The 17,896-nt window shown below is 62.4% G+C and carries 17 protein-coding genes, 1 other RNA gene and 1 pseudogene; 10 read left to right on the top strand and 9 right to left on the bottom strand.

Annotation, left to right across the window (positions count from 1 at the left end):
• Positions 1-15: 15 nt before the first annotated feature.
• The 4 genes and pseudogenes from ACLH0J_RS08055 to ACLH0J_RS08040 form a co-directional block, all read right to left on the bottom strand.
• Positions 16-1,134: an ABC transporter permease gene (locus ACLH0J_RS08055; protein ID WP_411391558.1), complete on the bottom strand. Its 1,119-nt coding sequence runs from the start codon at positions 1,132-1,134 to the stop codon at positions 16-18.
• A pseudogene (gene rbbA, locus ACLH0J_RS08050) lies at positions 1,134-3,850 on the bottom strand (ribosome-associated ATPase/putative transporter RbbA). The gene ACLH0J_RS08055 and the pseudogene rbbA overlap by 1 nt, the downstream one beginning before the upstream one ends.
• The gene (locus ACLH0J_RS08045) at positions 3,847-4,812 is read right to left on the bottom strand and encodes an HlyD family secretion protein (protein ID WP_411391557.1); all 966 of its coding nucleotides are present in this window, start codon (positions 4,810-4,812) and stop codon (positions 3,847-3,849) included. The pseudogene rbbA and the gene ACLH0J_RS08045 overlap by 4 nt, the downstream one beginning before the upstream one ends.
• Before the next feature lie 69 nt (positions 4,813-4,881).
• Positions 4,882-5,331: an EVE domain-containing protein gene (locus tag ACLH0J_RS08040; RefSeq protein WP_411391556.1), complete on the bottom strand. Its 450-nt coding sequence runs from the start codon at positions 5,329-5,331 to the stop codon at positions 4,882-4,884.
• A 195-nt stretch (positions 5,332-5,526) separates the two neighbouring features.
• On the opposite strand from ACLH0J_RS08040, the gene ACLH0J_RS08035 reads away from it, so the two are divergent.
• Positions 5,527-5,676 (top strand): hypothetical protein, encoded by a 150-nt coding sequence (locus tag ACLH0J_RS08035; RefSeq protein ID WP_411391555.1) that lies wholly within the window; start codon positions 5,527-5,529, stop codon positions 5,674-5,676.
• A gap of 7 nt (positions 5,677-5,683) precedes the next feature.
• Here ACLH0J_RS08035 and ACLH0J_RS08030 read toward each other — a convergent pair whose 3' ends face one another.
• From ACLH0J_RS08030 to ACLH0J_RS08015, 4 genes are all read right to left on the bottom strand, one after another.
• Positions 5,684-6,313, bottom strand: a complete 630-nt coding sequence (locus ACLH0J_RS08030; protein WP_411392789.1) for a 5-formyltetrahydrofolate cyclo-ligase — start codon at positions 6,311-6,313, stop codon at positions 5,684-5,686.
• Positions 6,314-6,371: 58 nt separating this feature from the next.
• Positions 6,372-6,550: non-coding RNA, 6S RNA (gene ssrS / locus ACLH0J_RS08025), on the bottom strand.
• 30 nt (positions 6,551-6,580) lie between these two features.
• Complete coding sequence (locus ACLH0J_RS08020; protein ID WP_411391554.1) at positions 6,581-6,898, bottom strand: cell division protein ZapA; 318 nt, start codon at positions 6,896-6,898, stop codon at positions 6,581-6,583.
• A complete protein-coding gene (locus tag ACLH0J_RS08015; protein ID WP_007982902.1) occupies positions 6,895-7,104 on the bottom strand; it encodes a TIGR02449 family protein in 210 nt (69 codons plus the stop codon). The genes ACLH0J_RS08020 and ACLH0J_RS08015 overlap by 4 nt, the downstream gene beginning before the upstream one ends.
• A 138-nt stretch (positions 7,105-7,242) precedes the next feature.
• Between ACLH0J_RS08015 and ACLH0J_RS08010 the strand changes: the two genes are divergently transcribed.
• The 9 genes from ACLH0J_RS08010 to gcvH all read left to right on the top strand — a co-directional run bounded on the left by ACLH0J_RS08010 (position 7,243) and on the right by gcvH (position 16,635).
• The gene (locus ACLH0J_RS08010; protein WP_411391553.1) at positions 7,243-7,800 is read left to right on the top strand and encodes a YecA family protein; all 558 of its coding nucleotides are present in this window, start codon (positions 7,243-7,245) and stop codon (positions 7,798-7,800) included.
• A 37-nt stretch (positions 7,801-7,837) separates the two neighbouring features.
• Positions 7,838-9,160 (top strand): Xaa-Pro aminopeptidase, encoded by a 1,323-nt coding sequence (gene pepP, locus ACLH0J_RS08005; protein WP_411391552.1) that lies wholly within the window; start codon positions 7,838-7,840, stop codon positions 9,158-9,160.
• Positions 9,157-10,344, top strand: a complete 1,188-nt coding sequence (gene ubiH, locus ACLH0J_RS08000) for a 2-octaprenyl-6-methoxyphenyl hydroxylase (protein ID WP_411391551.1) — start codon at positions 9,157-9,159, stop codon at positions 10,342-10,344. The genes pepP and ubiH overlap by 4 nt, the downstream gene beginning before the upstream one ends.
• Entirely contained in the window at positions 10,337-10,822 is a 486-nt protein-coding gene (locus ACLH0J_RS07995; RefSeq protein ID WP_411391550.1) for a DUF4442 domain-containing protein, read from the top strand. The genes ubiH and ACLH0J_RS07995 overlap by 8 nt, the downstream gene beginning before the upstream one ends.
• 9 nt (positions 10,823-10,831) lie before the next feature.
• Positions 10,832-12,049: a 2-octaprenyl-3-methyl-6-methoxy-1,4-benzoquinol hydroxylase gene (locus ACLH0J_RS07990; RefSeq protein WP_411392788.1), complete on the top strand. Its 1,218-nt coding sequence runs from the start codon at positions 10,832-10,834 to the stop codon at positions 12,047-12,049.
• 143 nt (positions 12,050-12,192) lie between these two features.
• The gene (locus tag ACLH0J_RS07985) at positions 12,193-13,197 is read left to right on the top strand and encodes an extracellular solute-binding protein (protein ID WP_411391549.1); all 1,005 of its coding nucleotides are present in this window, start codon (positions 12,193-12,195) and stop codon (positions 13,195-13,197) included.
• A gap of 143 nt (positions 13,198-13,340) precedes the next feature.
• A complete protein-coding gene (locus ACLH0J_RS07980; RefSeq protein WP_411391548.1) occupies positions 13,341-14,957 on the top strand; it encodes an ABC transporter permease in 1,617 nt (538 codons plus the stop codon).
• 156 nt (positions 14,958-15,113) lie between these two features.
• Positions 15,114-16,196: a glycine cleavage system aminomethyltransferase GcvT gene (gcvT, locus tag ACLH0J_RS07975; RefSeq protein ID WP_411391547.1), complete on the top strand. Its 1,083-nt coding sequence runs from the start codon at positions 15,114-15,116 to the stop codon at positions 16,194-16,196.
• Positions 16,197-16,248: 52 nt separating this feature from the next.
• Entirely contained in the window at positions 16,249-16,635 is a 387-nt protein-coding gene (gcvH, locus tag ACLH0J_RS07970) for a glycine cleavage system protein GcvH (RefSeq protein ID WP_411391546.1), read from the top strand.
• A 42-nt stretch (positions 16,636-16,677) separates the two neighbouring features.
• Here gcvH and ACLH0J_RS07965 read toward each other — a convergent pair whose 3' ends face one another.
• Positions 16,678-17,817, bottom strand: a complete 1,140-nt coding sequence (locus ACLH0J_RS07965) for a DegT/DnrJ/EryC1/StrS family aminotransferase (protein ID WP_411391545.1) — start codon at positions 17,815-17,817, stop codon at positions 16,678-16,680.
• Between the last annotated feature and the right edge of the window lie 79 nt (positions 17,818-17,896).

Here is a 17,896-nt window from a genome sequence, read left to right as displayed (position 1 = left end):
CGGCGGGACGCGGTTTCAGGAAGCCAGGCTCTTCCTGAACCGCGCCAACGCCACCGCAAAGAACAGCAAACCAATCCCCGCCAGCGCCAGCATGTCCGGCCACACCACGCTGACCCCCGCATCCCGGAACAGAATCGCCGCACTCAGGCTGACAAAGTGTGTCGACGGTGAGGCCTGCATCACCCACTGCAACCATTCGGGCATGCTGTCCAACGGCGTGCTGCCGCCTGAGAGCAGCAGCATCGGGATGATCACGGGGATCGCCAGCAAGCCGAACTGCGGCGTCGAGCGCGCGAGGGTGGCGAGGAAGATGCCCAGCGCGGTGCTGGCAAACAGGTACAGCGCCGTCACAAACAGGAACAGCACCAGCGACCCGGCCAGCGGCACGCCGAGCATCCACTTGACCACCACCTCCAGCGACAGCCAGGTACACAGCACCACCACCAGCATGTTGCTCCAGATTTTCGCCAGCATGATTTCCAGCGCGGTCAGCGGGAGCACCAGCAGGTGGTCGAGGGTGCCGTGCTCGCGCTCGCGCAGCAACGCGGTGCCGGTGAGCACGATGGCGAGGATGGTGATGTTGTTGACGATCTGGATCACCGCCAGGAACCAGCCGCCCTCCAGATTACTGTTGAACAGCGCCCGGGACGTGAGCAGGGCGGGCACCTGGCTGGCGGTATTGGCTTGCCCGCTGTAGGTCAGCAGTTCCTGCTGGAAAATCCGCCCGATGTAGCCCGCGCCCATGAACGCCTGACTCATTGCCGTGGCATCGACATTCACCTGCACGCCCGGCTGGCGTCCAGCCAACAGGTCGGCCTGGAAGTTCGCCGGCACGTTGATCACGAAGGTGTACTCGCCGCTGTCCATGACCTTGTCCAACTGATCGTAGGCCAACGGCACCGGCGGCTGAAACTCGGGAGGCAGCAGCGCCTCGGCCATCTGCCGCGAGAGCGCGCTTTGATCTTCATCGACAAAGGCCACGCTGGCATTGTGCACGCCGATCACCGAACCGGCGGCGGGCATGTAGATGGCCACGGTGAAGGCGTAGAACAGGAACAGCAGCAACACACTGTCGTGGCGCAGGCTGGTGAGTTCCTTGAGGCCCAGGCGCAGGATATGCGCGAACTTGTGCATCAGACCTCCTGTTTCTTGAGCATGATCAGGCTCAGCCCGGTGAACCCGACGAAAAATCCGAACAGCGCCAGGCATTGCGGCCACAGTTGGCGCAGGTCCAGGGCCTTGGTGAAGGTGCCCACGGCGATATCCAGGAAGTGCCCGGCCGGAAACAGCATGCCCATCACCGCAGCTGCGCCTTCCAGGGACGAGCGCGGCACGATCAGCCCGGAGAACTGGATGGTCGGCAGGCTGGTGATGATCATGGTGCCGAGGATCGCCGCGATCTGCGTGCGGGTGAACGCGGAAATCAGCAGGCCCATGCTGGTGGTCGCCAGCACGTACAACAGGCCGCCGAACGCCAGGGTCAAGGCGCTGCCCTTGAACGGTACGCCGAACAGCCAGCGGTTCATGGCCACCAATACCGCCAGGTTGACCAGGCTTACCGCCAGGTACGGTGCCTGTTTGCCCAGCAGGAACTCCAGGCGGGTCAAGGGCGTGGCGTAGAAATTGGTGATCGAGCCCAGCTCTTTTTCGCGCACGATGCCCAAGGCGGTGAGCATCGCCGGGATGAAGGCGAGGATCAGCGCCATCACGCCCGGGCCGATGGCGTTCACGCTGACCACGTCCTGGTTATAGCGAAGCGTGTTTCCAGCTTGGCCGCGGAGGCGTTGTTCGCGGGCGCGCTGCTCAGTTCGGCCAGTTGCTCAAGGTTGGCCTGGTGCACGGCCTCTACGTAGTTGCGGCTGGTTTCCGCGCGAAACGGCATGCCGCCGTCGAGCCAGGCGGCCACCGTGGGTTGGCGGCCGGCATACAGGTCGCGACCGAAACCGGGCGGGATTTCCAGGGCCAATTTGATTTCCGAGCGTTGCAGGCGCCGGTGCAGTTCGTTGGCATCCTGGATCGGGGTTTGTTCGGCGAAGTAACGCGAGCTGCGAAAGGCTTCCAGGTAGGCGCGGCTTTGTGGGGTCTGGTCCTGGTCGTAGACAGCGAAGGCGAGGTTTTCCACATCCAGGGAAATGCCGTAGCCGAAGATCACCATCATGAACATCGCCCCGAGCAGGGCAAAGGCCATGCGCACTTTGTCGCGCAACAATTCCTTGCCTTCACGGCTGGCCACGGCCATCAGGCGCGACAGGCTGAACCCGCGCCTGCTCACGGGCGGCGCGTTGGTTTCGCCGACGGTTTGGGCCGGCGCGCTGGGTTCGGGTTCGCCCTGGGCCTGTTCCAGGCAGGTGACGAACGCGGCTTCCAGGGTGTCGCCGTGGAACTGCTGTTGCAGTGCGTCGGGCGTATCGCAGGCCAGCACCTTGCCGGCGTGCATCAGGGAAATGCGGTCGCAGCGCTGGGCTTCGTTCATGAAGTGGGTGGACAGGAAAATCGTCACCCCTTGTTCGCGGGACAACTCGATCAGCAACCGCCAGAAGTCATCCCGCGCCGCCGGGTCGACGCCCGAGGTCGGCTCATCGAGGATCAACACTTCCGGGCGATGTAGCACGGCCACGGCCAAGGACAGACGCTGACGCAGGCCAAGGGGCAGTTCGCCGGACGGCTGCTCGGCCACATGGCCGAGGTCGAAGCGTTGGATCAGCTCATCGATGCGCGCAGCGCTGTCGGCCTTGGGCAAGTCGAACAGTTGCGCGTGCAGCACCAGGTTCTGGCGCACGCTGAGCTCGCCATACAACGAAAAGCTTTGCGACATGAAACCCACCCGCTTGCGCGTGGCGAGGTCCTTGGCATCCACCGGGTTGCCCAGCAGCGTGGCGCTGCCTTCGGTGGCCGGCATCAGCCCGGTGAGGACTTTCATGGTGGTGGTCTTGCCGCAGCCATTGGAGCCGAGGAATCCAAAAATCTCGCCGCGGCCGATGGCAAAGCTGACCTTGTTCACCGCGGTGAAATCCCCGAAGCGCAGGGTCAGGTCGTGGGCTTCGATGGCGATATCGGTGTTGGCGTTTGTCCTGGGTGGAATCACCAGCGGCTGGTTGTCATGGCCGCTGTCGCCCTGGAAGTGGGTGAACGCCTCATCCAGTTTGCCGCTGGGCGTAGCCGCCGCCAGTTCGTGGCTGAGGCCATCGGCGATCAGTTTGCCGCGGTCGAGCATCAGGCAATGTTCGAATTGCTCGGCCTCTTCCATGTAGGCCGTGGCCACCAGCAGGGTCAGTTGCGGGCGCTCGCTGCGGACGCTTTCGACCAGTTCCCAGAAGCGCCGACGCGACAGCGGGTCGACGCCGGTGGTGGGCTCGTCGAGGATCAGCAGGTCCGGCTCGTGGATCAGCGCACAGCACAGGCCGAGTTTCTGTTTCATCCCGCCGGAGAGTTTGCCGGCCGGGCGTTCGGCGAAGCGTTCGAGGTCGGTGGCCAGCAGCAGGTTGTGCATGCGCTGGTCGCAATCGGCTTTGGACAAGCCGAACAGCGTCGCAAAGAAGCGGATGTTTTCGCTGATGGACAGCTCGGGGTACAGGTTGCCGCCCAGGCCTTGGGGCATGAAGGCGATGCGCGGGTACAGGCTGTTGCGGTGGTGGCGGTCGGTGATGGCGCCGCCGAGCACCTCTAGCTGGCCGTCCTGCAGTTTTTTTACCCCTGCGATCAGTCCCAACAGGCTCGACTTGCCGGCGCCATCCGGGCCGATCAGTCCGCAGCGCGTGCCGGCGGGCAGGCTGAAGGCGATGTCAATCAGTGCCTGTTGCTTGCCGTAGCGGTGCTGGATGCCCGTGGCGTGCAGCGCCAGGCCGCTCATTGCAGGTTGGCCGGCCAGTCGATGTCAGCCGTGCGCACATAGCCGGCGCCGGGCATGCCCGGTTTGGCCTGGGGCACGGCGCTGGGTTGGGTCAGGCGCAGCTTGACGCGAAATACCAGTTTCTGGCGTTCATCGCGGGTTTCCACTTCCTTGGGGGTGAACTGGGATTTGGCCGCGACAAAGCTGATTTTGGCCGGCAGCGATTGGCCGGGGAGCGCGTCGAGGAGGATGCGTGCATCGCTGCCGACGGTCAGGGCGCCAGTCACCGAGGCGGGCAGGTAGAGGTTCATGTACTGATCTTCGGGGTCGATCAGCAGCAACACGCGACCGCCGGCGCCGAGCACTTCGCCGGGCTCGGCCAGGCGCAACTGGATAATGCCGTCGATCGGCGCGCGCAGGCTGCTGTCGTCGATTTCGCTGGTAAGCTGCGCCACCTGGGCCTGGGCGGCGCCGATGGCGGCCCTCACCGAATTGACCTGGGCCTGGGCCGCGACCACCGCTGCATTGCCGGTGCTCTGGCGGGACTGCTGCTGATCGATCAATTGGCCGCTGGCGAAGCCGCGCTTGTACAGCTCCTGGGTGCGTTTGAGTTCTTGATTGGCCAGCAATTGTTCGCTTTGGCGCAGTTGCACAGTGGCCTCGGCGGCGGCGAGATTTTCCTTGGCGCGCAGCACTTCGGCTTCGGCCTGGGCGCGCTGGGCTTCCAGGGTGCGGGTGTCCATGCGCGCCAGCAGTTGGCCTTTGAGCACCTTGTCACCTTCATCCACTCGCACTTCGGCCAGGCGCCCGGGGATCTTGGCGGCGATCTGCACTTCAGTGGACTCCAGACGGCCGTTGCCCATGCTTAAACCTTCGGGCAGGCGGTCCTGAGTGGAGCGCCAGTAACCGAAGGCGCCAGCCCCCAGCAACAGAGCGAGCAGTGCGATGGCAAAAAAGCGGGACAGAGGGCGGTTCGTGGACATGACTGCTTCCTGCGGCATTAGCGAATGAGTGTGACCGGTTTCCCTGGAGAGGGCTTTGATACCGGTCAGTTAAAGCAAATCAAGGATGGCGGCCCATTGCTCCGGCGTGACGGCCATCACGGAAAGGCGGCTGCCTTTTTGCACCAGCGGCAACTCGGCGAGGTCGGCTTGCTGTTTCAGGTAGCCCAGACCCAGCACCTTGGGAAAGGTCTGGACGTGCGCCACATTGATTGCACTCCACGGGTTCTTCTCCGCGTTGGCCTTGGCGTCGAAATAGTGGCTGTCCGGTTCCAGTGCAGTCGGGTCCGGGTAGGCGGCCTCGACGATTTTGCCGATGCCGGCAATGCCCGGCTCGGGGCAACTGGAGTGGTAAAAGAAGAACTCATCGCCGACGGCCATGGCGCGCAGGAAATTGCGCGCCTGGTAGTTGCGCACCCCGTCCCAGCGGACTTCACCGAGCTTTTCCAGGCCTTTGATCGAGAGTTCGTCCGGTTCCGATTTCATCAGCCAGTAGGCCATTGTTGGGCTCCTGAAAATGGGGGTTGGCAAGTTGTCCGGCAATTGGATGACAAACCGACAGTCGGTTGGCGCCAAGGTTTGCGTGTTGGTTCACGTTAACGCAGAATGCCGGGATTTTAAGCTTGACGCAGCTGCAACGGACTACTTTGGAACGTTGTTGTCATCGTGTACGAGGTGCCTGAAGGGGGGCAATCGATGCAACGTAAACCGGATTTACTATGGATTTTGGTGATTTTGTTTGGTCTGGGTGTGGTCACCACCGGGTATGCGCAAAGCCTGTGGTCGAACAAGACCGATGCCCCCGTGGAGATGGCTCAGCAGCCGCCGCAGCCGTTCAAGCGTTGACCCTTCTTCAAGGCGCCGCTGATTCCAGTGGCGTCTGCGCGATATACCATCTCTTGTCAGTGACGGTGCCCGCCAACGGCACATCCCAGCTCGCCTGTACCAGCCGTTCGACTTTCTGACACTCATGGGCCAGTCCCAATAGTGTTGGCTTGCGCCAGCGTTGGCGGCGCGCCAGGTAAGCCAGGCTACGGTCATAGAATCCGCCGCCCATGCCCAGTCGGCCGCCAGCTTCATCGAACCCCACCAATGGCAGCAATACCAGGTCCAGGGTCCACACCTTGCGTTGCCGGCTGACGGTCACGCGTGGTTCCAAAATGCGAAAACGGTTGGGCCGCAGTTTTTCTGCGGGCTCCACGCGCTGGAACACCATCTTGGTCCGCGGCCAGGCGCTGAGCACCGGCAGGTAAGTGACCTTGCCCCGGCGCTGTGCTGCGCGCAGCAGCAGGCGCGGATCGATTTCACCGTCCGTCGGTAGATATAAAGCGATGTGTTTGGCCCGGCGAAACAGCGGATGCTGTGCCAGTTGCCGATACAGGCCAAGGGCGGCCCGGCGCTGCTCGCTCGGCGTGAGGGTGCGTCGGGCGTTGCGCAACATGCGTCGAAGTTGCGGACGGGAAAGCGGCGCAGGTTCGGTCATGGTTTTTCGGCTCATAAAACAATGCCAGTCCTTAAGACTGGCATTGAGTTTGGAATTCAGGCTCCCCGACAGAGCCGCTGTCGACTCAGCCCTTGAACCCGAAAGTTCAAGGTGGAAGATGCAGTAGGCTTTAAGGCTTTCCGTCTAGCGGACATGCACACCAGCCCAACGTGCAACTTCCAGGGTAGTGCGAATCGGCTCCGGGACATCGCCGACTGGCAAGCACGCCAGGGAGTGGGGCGAGTATACCTTAAACGGGCATAGCAATCAGCCTTTGGATGTGTCGGAATCGTTGGCCAGTGCCAGGTCCACGCGCTCCAGTAGGTCACGTACCTGCTCACGCGTCGAGCCGCTGGCCTGCACGTCAGGGCGTTCCTGCTTATGCAGCAGATCGTGGGTGATATTCAGGGCGGCCATCACGGCGATGCGATCGGCGCCGATCACTTTGCCGCTGCTGCGGATTTCACGCATCTTGCCGTCGAGGTAGCGGGCGGCGCTCACCAGGTTGTTGCGCTCTTCGGGGGGGCAGATGATCGAGTATTCTTTATCGAGGATTTGCACGGTGACGCTATTGCTTGAACTCATGAGTCTTGCTCCAGGGCCTTCAGGCGCGAAATCATCGACTCGACCTTACGCCGGGCGATTTCGTTTTTTTCAATGAGGTGAGCGCGTTCCTCGCGCCAGGTCTTTTCCTGAGCTAATAGGAGTCCATTTTGACTCTTAAGTTGCTCGACCCGAGTAATTAGCAATTCGAGTCTGGCCATCAGCGCTTGCAGGTCGGTGTCTTCCATTGGGTTCCACTGGATTTGTCTGATGAATGGCAACTGCAGGATAAACGATCTGACGCCCTTGATAGTCTTGGTACGTCTGCCGGTGCTAGGATACAGCGCTCCATTCTAGACATTGCGCCGTCTGGCGCCTAGCTCACCATGCCTATTCAGAACTCCCCGTACGATGCTTTTTCCAAACTGCTGAGCACCAGCGGTCATCCTTGCTCGCCTGCCGAACTGCACGGCGTGCTGCTGGGCCGCAGTTGCACCGGCGTTGGCTTTGATGCCGACAACTGGCTGGCCGATGTGGCCGAGCTTCTGGAAAAAGAACCAGAAGATAACGTGCGTAATGCACTGATCGGCCTGCAGGAAATGGTCAAGGGCGAGCTGACCGGTGATGACGTCACCGTGGTCCTGCTGCTGCCCACCGACGATGCGCCGCTCACCGAGCGTGCTGCCGCGCTGGGTCAATGGTGCCAGGGCTTCCTCCATGGCTTTGGGGTGAACGCCGGCGGCCTGGAACTGAGCACCGACGCCAAGGAAGTGCTGCAGGACCTGGCCGCCATCTCCCAGGTGCAAGACGCCCTGGAAGAATCCGAGGACGGCGAAGGCGACTACATGGAAGTCATGGAATACCTGCGCGTCGCGCCGCTGCTGCTGTTCACCGAGACCAAGAAGTCTGCTGAGCCGGTTGCGGCCAAGCCATCGTTGCACTAAGGCCGTCACTGCACTAAGAAAGGAAGCCCATCTGCCCATGATCCATATCCCGAAAGCGGAATACACCCGGCGCCGCAAGGCGCTCATGGCGCAGATGGTCCCCAATAGCATCGCCATTCTGCCGGCCGCCGCCGTGGCGATCCGCAATCGCGATGTCGAGCATGTCTATCGCCAGGACAGCGACTTCCAGTACCTGAGCGGCTTCCCCGAGCCTGAAGCGGTGATCGTGCTGATGCCCGGTCGCCAGCACGGCGAATACGTGCTGTTCTGCCGCGAACGCAATGCCGAGCGCGAATTGTGGGACGGCCTGCGCGCCGGTACCGAAGGCGCCGTGCGTGACTTTGGCGCCGACGATGCCTTCCCCATCACCGATATCGACGACATCCTGCCCGGCCTGATCGAAGGCCGTGACCGGGTGTATTCGGCCATGGGCAGCAATGCCGAATTCGACCGGCACCTGATGGAGTGGATCAACGTTATCCGCTCCAAAGCGCACCTGGGCGCCCAGCCACCGAACGAATTCGTTGCCCTGGATCATCTGCTCCACGACATGCGCCTGTATAAATCGGCGGCGGAAGTGAAGGTGATGCGCGAGGCCGCACGCATTTCCTGCGCGGCCCACGTGCGCGCGATGCAGGCCAGTCGCGCCGGTTTGCACGAGTTCAGCCTGGAAGCCGAACTGGATTACGAGTTCCGCAAAGGCGGCGCGAAGATGCCGGCCTATGGCTCCATCGTCGCCGCCGGGCGCAACAGTTGCATCCTGCATTACCAGCAGAATGACGCGCTGCTCAAGGACGGCGACCTGGTGCTGATCGATGCCGGTTGCGAAATCGACTGCTACGCCAGCGACATCACTCGCACCTGGCCGGTCAACGGCAAGTTTTCGCCGGAACAGAAGGCGATCTATGAAATCGTGCTGGCCTCCCAGGAAGCCGCCTTTGCCGAGATCGCGCCGAACAAGCATTGGAACCAGGCCCACGAGGCGACCGTCCAGGTGATCACCGCCGGGCTGGTCAGGCTGGGGTTGTTGCAGGGCGACGTTGACGAGTTGATCGCCAGCGAAGCCTACAAGCCTTTCTATATGCACCGCGCCGGCCATTGGCTGGGGATGGATGTGCATGATGTGGGCGAGTACAAAGTGGGTGGTGAATGGCGCGTGCTGGAAGTCGGCATGGCGCTGACCGTGGAACCGGGCATCTATATTTCGCCGGACAACCAGAACGTGGCAAAGAAATGGCGTGGCATTGGCGTACGCATCGAGGACGACGTGGTGGTGACCAAGCAAGGCTGTGAAATCCTGACTGGCGGCGTGCCCAAGGCGGTCGCTGAGATTGAAGCGCTGATGGCGGCAGCCCGATGAGCCGGGTCAACCTGGCGATCATCGGCGGCGGCCTGGTGGGTGCCAGCCTGGCGCTGGCGTTGCAGGCCGGCGCCAAGGAGCTCGGCTGGAAGATTGTCCTGATCGAACCGTTCGCACCGGGCGACAGCTACCAGCCGAGCTACGATGCGCGGTCGTCGGCGTTGTCCTACGGGGCTCGTCAGATTTATCAGCGACTGGGCATCTGGCAGGACATTTCCCGCCGTGCCGAGCCGATCAAGCAGATCCATGTGTCGGACCGGGGGCGTTTCTCCACCGCGCGCCTTTCGGCGATGGAAGAAGGGGTGCCGGCCCTCGGTTATGTGGTGGAAAACGCCTGGCTCGGCCAATGTCTGTGGCAGGGATTGGACCGCGATGTGGTCAGTTGGCGTTGCCCGGCGGAAGTCACACGCATGGAACCGCTGCCGGATGGCTATCGCCTGACCCTCAACGACGAAACTGTACTCGAGTGCGACCTTGCGGTGCTGGCCGATGGCGGTCGTTCCGGTTTGCGCGAGCAACTGGGCATCGGTGTGAAAACCCGTCCCTACAACCAGAGCGCGCTGATCGCCAACATCACCCCCAGCGAAGCCCACAATGGCGAAGCCTTCGAGCGCTTCACCGACGACGGGCCGATGGCCTTGCTGCCGCTGCCGGACAACCGCTGCGCGCTGGTCTGGACCCGTGTCGGCATGGACGCTCAACGTCTGGCCGCGCTCGATGAACGCAGCTTTTTGAGTGAATTGCAGGGCGTGTTCGGCTATCGCCTGGGTACCTTGAAGCAAGTGGGCGCCCGTCATCTGTACCCGTTGAGCCTGGTGGAAGCCGAAGAGCAAGTGCGCTCGCACCTGGCCATCCTCGGCAACGCTGCCCACAGCCTGCACCCGATTGCCGGGCAGGGCTTCAACCTGTCCCTGCGCGACGCAAGTGCCTTGGCCGAGGCCTTGCTGGCCGGGCCGGCGGTACCGGGTGACCTGGCGACCTTGCAAGGCTATCGCGAGCGCCAGCGGATGGACCAGAAGCTGACCGTGGGTTTCTCCGACCAGGTCACGCGGCTGTTCGGCAGTGCCCAACCGTTGGTGGCCTTGGGCCGCAACATGGGTTTGCTGGGCCTGGACCTGTTACCGCCGGCCAAGCGCTGGTTCGCCCGTCAGGCCATGGGCCTGGGCACGCGTCCCGATGCGTAAATGGTTGATCGCGCGTCTGGGCAAGGCGCGGTTATTGCGTTGGATCATGACCCTGTACCCACCTTATCTGGGCGCGGGCATCAGCGTGCAGCATCTGAGCGCCGATTTTCGCCATGTCAAAGTGCGCATGGGCCTCGGTTGGTACAACCGCAATTACGTCGGCACGCAATTCGGCGGCAGCCTGTATTCGATGGTCGACCCGTTCTACATGTTGATGCTGATGGAGAACCTGGGCCGCGACTACATTGTCTGGGACAAGGCCGCCAGCATCGATTTCGTCTCGCCGGGCAAGGGCCCGGTGTACGCCGAATTTTCCATCGACGACGCCTTGCTCGATGAGGTGCGTCGACAGACCGAAGGTGGCGAGAAGTACTTGCCCCACCTCAAGGTCCAGATTCATGACGGCTCCGGCACCCTGGTGGCGCGGGTCGACAAAACCCTTTACGTGCGGCGCAAGCCGCCAGCGAGACAGGCTTAAAGCATGGACATGCGCGCAGATGTGCTGATTGTCGGGGCCGGAATGGTCGGAAGCGCCCTGGCGCTGGCGTTGCAGGGCAGTGGCCTGCAAGTGCTGCTGCTCGACGGCAGCGCGCTCAGCGTCAAGCCGTTCGACCCCGAGGCCGCCTTCGAGCCACGGGTGAGCGCCTTGTCCGCCGCCAGCCAGCGCATCCTGGAGCGTCTGGGCGTGTGGGATGGCATCGTCGCACGGCGCGCCAGTCCTTACGGCGAGATGCAAGTGTGGGACGGCAGCGGCACCGGGCAGATCCACTTTTCGGCGGCCAGCGTGCATGCCGAGGTGCTGGGGCATATCGTCGAGAACCGTGTGGTCCAGGATGCCTTGCTCGACCGTCTGCACGACTGCGACCTGGGCCTTTTGGCCAATGCACGCCTGGAGCAGATGCGTCGCTCCGGCGATGACTGGCTGCTGACCCTGGCCGATGGCCGCAAGTTGCGCGCGCCGCTGGTGGTGGCCGCCGATGGCGCCAACTCCGCCGTGCGCCGCCTGACCGGCACCGCAACGCGCGAATGGGATTACCTGCATAACGCCATCGTCACCAGCGTGCGCAGCAGCCAGCCGCACCAGCGGACGGCGTGGCAACGCTTTACCGACACGGGTCCGCTGGCGTTTTTGCCGCTGGTGCGCGATGGCCAGGAGGATTGGTGTTCGATCGTCTGGTCGACCACGCCGGCTGAATCCGCACGCCTGATGGCGCTGGACGATGAACGCTTCTGTCGTGAACTGGAACGTGCGTTCGAAGGGCGCCTGGGCACCGTGGTCAGCGCTGACCCGCGCGTTTGCGTGCCCTTGCGCCAGCGCCACGCCAAGCGCTATGTGGCCGAGGGCCTGGCACTGATCGGCGATGCCGCCCACGTGATCCATCCATTGGCGGGACAGGGCGTGAACCTGGGCTTTCTCGACGCCGCGGTGCTGGCCGAGGTGCTGTTGTCGGCCACCGAGCGTGGCGAGCGCCTGGCGGACTTGAAAGTGCTGAGCCGTTACGAGCGCCGGCGCATGCCGCATAACCTGGCGCTGATGGCGGCGATGGAGGGCTTCGAGCGCTTGTTCCAGGCCGATCAATTGCCATTGCGCTGGTTGCGCAATGCGGGCTTGAAGCTGGTCGACCAGATGCCCGAAGCGAAGGCCATCTTCGTTCGCCAGGCCCTCGGCCTGACGGGCGATCTGCCGGAACTGGCCAAATTCTGAAACACACCCCCTGGAGCGAGCTCGCCCCTACGGGGGGGTGTGGTTTGCAACATCTGGTAACGCCTCCGCTGAGTGTTTGATTGAGATGCTAAATGTGAGTCCCTATCATTTGCCTTCAATTTGCATATGAGAGACCGCCCCCCATGTCGGCATCCAAACGCCTTCTGACTGCCCTGGCACTCACCCTGATCGGCACCACCACCGTGCAGGCGGCCGACGAAGTCGTGGTCTACTCCTCGCGCATCGATGAACTGATCAAGCCCGTGTTCGACGCCTACACCCAAAAGACCGGCGTACAGGTGAAGTTCATCACCGACAAGGAAGCCCCGCTGATGCAGCGCATCAAGGCCGAGGGCGAAAACGCCACCGCCGACTTGCTGCTCACCGTCGACGCCGGCAATCTCTGGCAGGCCGAGCAGATGGGCATCCTGCAGCCGTTCACCTCTGACGTGATCGACAAGAACATCCCTCTGCAATACCGCTCTTCAAAGCACGCCTGGACCGGCTTGAGCCTGCGCGCGCGGACCATCGCCTATTCCACCGACCGGGTAAAACCGGGTGAGCTGACCACCTACGAAGCCCTGGCCGACAAACAATGGGAAGGCCGCCTGTGCCTGCGCACGGCGAAAAAGGTCTACAACCAGTCGCTGACCGCCACCCTGATCGAGACCCATGGCGAGGCCAAGACCGAAGCCATCGTCAAGGGCTGGGTCAGCAACCTGTCCACCGATGTATTCTCCGACGACATCGCCGTCCTGGAAGCGATCAACGCCGGGCAATGCGACGTCGGTATCGTCAATACGTATTACTACGGTCGCCTGCACAAGCAGAAACCGGACCTGGCGGTGAAGCTGTTCTGGCCAAACCAGGGCGACCGCGGCGTGCATGTGAACCTCTCGGGCATTGGCCTGACCAAGTACGCGCCGCACCCGCAAGCCGCCAAGGCACTGGTGGAGTGGATGACCACGCCGGAGGCGCAGAAGATCTTTGCCGACGTGAACCAGGAATTCCCGGCCAACCCGGCGGTACCGCCATCGGCTGAAGTGGCGAGCTGGGGCAAGTTCGTGGCCGATACCTTGCCGGTGGAAGTGGCAGGCAAGCGTCAGGCCGAGGCGATTCGCTTGATGGATCGGGCCGGCTGGAACTGAATGTATATGTGGGAGGGCGCTTGCTCCCGATGGCGGTCGGTCAGTCACTGATGAGGTGACGGGCATGGCTCCATCGGGAGCAAGCCCTCTCCCGCATTGTTTTGTGTCTGTCTGTAGATCACCCATTCCCCGGGAACTTGCTCTTGGCCCACCCCGCTCAACGTCGCTGGTACCTGCCGGTCTTCACCGTCGCCGCCCTGGTGCTACTGCCGCTGAGCGTGCTGGTGCTGTCCTGGCAAAGCATTGACACGCAAATCTGGTCCCACCTCTGGGACACTCAGATGCCGCGCCTGCTGGGTAACACCCTGACCCTGGTGCTGGGCGTCGGTATCGGCGTCACGCTGCTGGGCGTGAGCCTGGCCTGGCTCACGAGCCTCTGTGAGTTCCCCGGACGGCGCTGGCTCGACTGGGCGTTGATGCTGCCCTTCGCGATTCCTGCCTATGTGCTGGCCTTTGTATTTGTGGGGCTGCTGGATTTCGCCGGCCCGGTGCAAACCCTGCTGCGCGACGGGTTTGGCACAGGGCTGCGTTTGCCACGGGTGCGCTCCACCGGCGGCGTGATCATCGTGTTGGTGCTGGTGTTCTACCCCTACGTCTACCTGCTGGCACGCACTGCGTTCCTGTCCCAGGGCAAAGGCTTGATGGAAGCCGCGCGGGTGTTGGGACAGTCACCCTGGCAAGCGTTCTGGCGCGTGGCGCTGCCCATGGCGCGACCGGCGATTGGCGCGGGCGTGGCCCTGGCGTTGATGGAAACCCTGGCGGATTTCGGCGCGGTCTCAGTGTTCAACTTCGATACCTTCACCACCGCCATCTACAAGACCTGGTATGGCTTTTTCAGCCTGTCCAGCGCGGCACAGTTGGCCAGCCTGTTGCTGTTGTTGGTCATGCTGGTGCTCTACGGCGAACGGCGCGCCCGGGGTGCCAGCCGACCCAGTAACGAAAGGCCACGAGGCAAAGCCCTGTATCACCTGCGCGGTTTCAAGGCGGCGGCAGCCAGCAGTTGGTGTGGATTGGTATTTGCCTGTGCCTTTGTCATTCCGATGTTGCAATTGGTCGCCTGGTTCTGGCAGCGCGGACGGTTCGACCTGGATGAGCGCTATTCGGGCCTGATCGTCCACACCCTCTACCTGGGGGGGATCGCGGCGCTGATCACCGTCAGCGTGGCGATGCTGCTGGCCTTCGCCAAACGCCTGGCGCCGACCCGAGCGATTCGCTCCGGCATCAGCCTGGCCAACGTCGGGTACGCCTTGCCGGGCTCGGTGCTCGCGGTGTCGATCATGTTGGCATTCAGCTATCTCGACCGCGAACTGGTGGTGCCGTTGTCCGACTGGTTGGGCGGCGCGGGAAAACCCTTGCTGCTGGGCAGCCTGTCGGCGCTAGTGCTGGCGTATCTGGTGCGTTTCCTGGCCGTGGCCTATGGCCCGCTGGAAAACAGCCTGGCGCGCATCCGGCCCTCCTTGCCGGAAGCGGCACGCAGTCTTGGGGTGAGCGGTCCACGACTGTTTTGCAAAGTGTATCTGCCGTTATTGCTGCCCGGGACGCTGAGCGCTGCGCTGCTGGTGTTCGTCGATGTGCTCAAGGAAATGCCCGCGACCCTGCTGATGCGCCCGTTTGGCTGGGACACCCTGGCGGTGCGGATTTTTGAAATGACCAGCGAGGGGGAATGGGCGCGAGCGTCATTACCGGCCTTGACCCTGGTGTTGGTGGGCCTGCTACCGGTCATCGGGCTGATCCGACGCTCTGCCCGTCAAATCGGCTAGGTGCCAGTCCTACAGCTTGAGGCTACAATGCGCGGCATTCGGTGCAGCCCGTCTTTCGGATCGAGTCGCTGTGCGTCGCTGCGGGCCTTGTAACTCAAGGCATTCAGCACGAACGGCAACTCTGCGCACCTTCGCCAAGCCCGGAAGGAGAAACCCATGGGACAGCGTACGCCTCTGTATGACCTGCATCTCGCCCTCGGCGCGAAAATGGTCGATTTTGGCGGTTGGGATATGCCTCTGCACTACGGCTCGCAAGTTGAAGAGCACCATCAGGTGCGACGCGACTGCGGGGTGTTCGATGTATCGCATATGACCGTGATCGATATCTCAGGCCCCCAGGCCAAGGAATGGCTCCAGCACCTGCTGGCCAATGACGTCGACCGTTTGGATGGCTGCGGCCGTGCGTTATACAGCGCCATGCTCAACGAGCAGGGCGGTGTGGTGGACGACATGATCGTCTACCGTACCGAAACCGGTTACCGGTTGGTGGTCAATGCCGCCACCCGTGACCAGGACATGGCCTGGATGCACGCGCAACTGGGCGACTATCAGGTGCAACTGCTTGAACGCCCCGAGCTGGCCATGCTGGCGATTCAAGGCCCCCACGCCCGGCAAAAAATTGCCGAGCTGGTCACTCAGTCTCGTGCCACGCTTATTCATCAGCTCAAGCCCTTTGAAGGCCAGGCCGATGGCGACTGGTTTATCGCCCGGACCGGTTACACCGGTGAAGATGGCCTGGAAATTGTCCTGCCTGCCAACCAGGCGCCGGGTTTTTTCAACGACCTGGTAGGTGCAGGTATTTCACCCATCGGCCTCGGTGCCCGCGATACCTTGCGCCTGGAGGCCGGCATGAACCTGTACGGCCAGGATATCCGCCAGGACGTTTCGCCGCTGGCGGCCAACATGGCTTGGAGCATTGCCTGGGAGCCTGCCGGGCGCAACTTCATCGGCCGTGGGGCGCTGGAAGCCGAGCTGGCGGCGGGTGTGCAGTCCAAACTGGTGGGATTGGTGCTGGAAGAACGCGGGGTTTTACGTGCGCATCAGGTGGTTCGTATCGCCAATGTTGGCGAAGGGGAGATCACCAGTGGTAGTTTCTCTCCTACGCTGAGCAAATCCATTGCCCTGGCGCGTGTACCGTCGGCGACTGCCGATCGGGCCGAAGTGGAAATCCGCGGCAAGTGGTACCCGGTTCGAGTGGTCAAACCGACCTTCGTGCGCCATGGAAAAACCTTGATCTAACTATTTCCGGCAGGCCAAAGGCCGCTGACATTTCTTCTTGAGGACACAGACTATGAGCAATATCCCGGCCGACCTGCGTTTTGCCAAGAGTCATGAATGGGCCCGTCTGGAAGCTGACGGCACCGTGACCGTCGGCATCTCCGACCATGCCCAGGAAGCCTTGGGGGATGTGGTGTTTGTTGAGTTGGCTGAAGTGGGCGCCATATTTGCCGCCGAAGGCGAGGCTGGCGTAGTCGAATCGGTGAAGGCTGCTTCGGACATCTACGCCCCGGTGGCTGGCGAGGTCATTGCCGTCAACGAGGAGCTGAGCGCGAACTCTGAGCTGTTGAACTCTGACCCTTATGGCGCCTGGATCTTCAAGCTCAAGCCCGCTAACCCGGCTGACCTGGACACGTTGTTGGATGCTGCTGGCTACGAAGCGTTCCTTATCCGCGAGTGATCCTGTTGCAGGAGCCGGGCATCCGGCTCCTGCAATACGCTTTCAGCGTTGCAGCACCGCTTTTACCGCCGCAACCGACCGTTCGACATCCGCTAACGTCATTGCCGTAAACATCGGCAACGACACGATCAAACGTCCTACCTTTTCCGCCACTGGGAACATGCCTTCCTTGAACCCCTGCGCCCGATACAGGCTAAGTAGGTGGATCGGCGGGTAGTGATAGCCAATGCCTACACCGTGGGCCTGCATCTGCTCCATGAAAGTGGCGCGGGCGGGCAGGCCGTCCTGACGCTCCGGCAGCACCAGTTGGAACAGGTGCCAGTTGCTGTTTTCGAAATCCGCCGGCGGCAGTTGCGCACCGTATTTTTCCTCGAAGTCGCTGCCGAAGCACTTGAAGTAGTGCTGCGCCAGACGGCGGCGGTGGGCAGTGATCTTCTCGATATGGGCAAACTGTCCCAGTCCGATGGCGGCGGCAATATCGGTCATGTTGAACTTGCCCCCCAGCACATCCACGTCCAGGCCGTCGAAGCCGGTGCGGGTCACGCCCTGCAGGCGGTATTTTTCCGCCAGGCGCGCTTCTTCGGCATTGTTCAGTACCAGGCAGCCGCCCTCGGATGAGGTGATGTTCTTGTTGGCCTGAAAGCTGAACGACACAAAATCGCCGGTGGAGCCGATTCGCTCACCGTCCCAGTTGGATCCCAGCGCTTGTGCGGCGTCTTCGACGATGCGCAGGTTGTACTTGTTGGCCAGCGCATACAGCATCGGCATATCCACGGGCAGGCCAGCCAGGTAGACCGGAATGATTGCCTTGGTGCGTGGCGTGATCGCGGCCTCCACTTGGGCAAGATCGATATTGCGGGTGACCGGATCGATATCCGCGAACACCGGCGTGGCACCCACTTCCAGGATCACGTTGGCCGTGGCGACCCAGGAGATCGGCGTGGTGATGACTTCATCGCCCGGCCCGATACCGGCAATGCGCAAGGCAATCTCCATGGTGCAGGTGCCCGAGTTGAAGGTACGCACCGGTCGACCGCCAAAATATTCCGACAACTGCGCCTCGAATGCCTGCACTTTCGGCCCGCTGGTGATCCAGCCCGAGCGCAGTACATCGCCGACCGCCGCGATGGTGGCTTCGTCGATGGTAGGTTTGGAAAACGGCAGAAAGGGCTGTTGGCTCATAACGACGAAGGCATCCGTTTCAGATTGGCGATGAGTAAGCAAGGTATCAGTACTGGCATGGTTGCACGGTTCTACTGAA

It is taken from the genome of Pseudomonas sp. MPB23 (assembly GCF_046605395.1).
Taxonomy (GTDB): Bacteria; Pseudomonadota; Gammaproteobacteria; order Pseudomonadales; family Pseudomonadaceae; genus Aquipseudomonas.
Note: the sequence above shows the minus strand (reverse complement) of the source record. Positions and strands in the feature narration are given on the sequence as shown.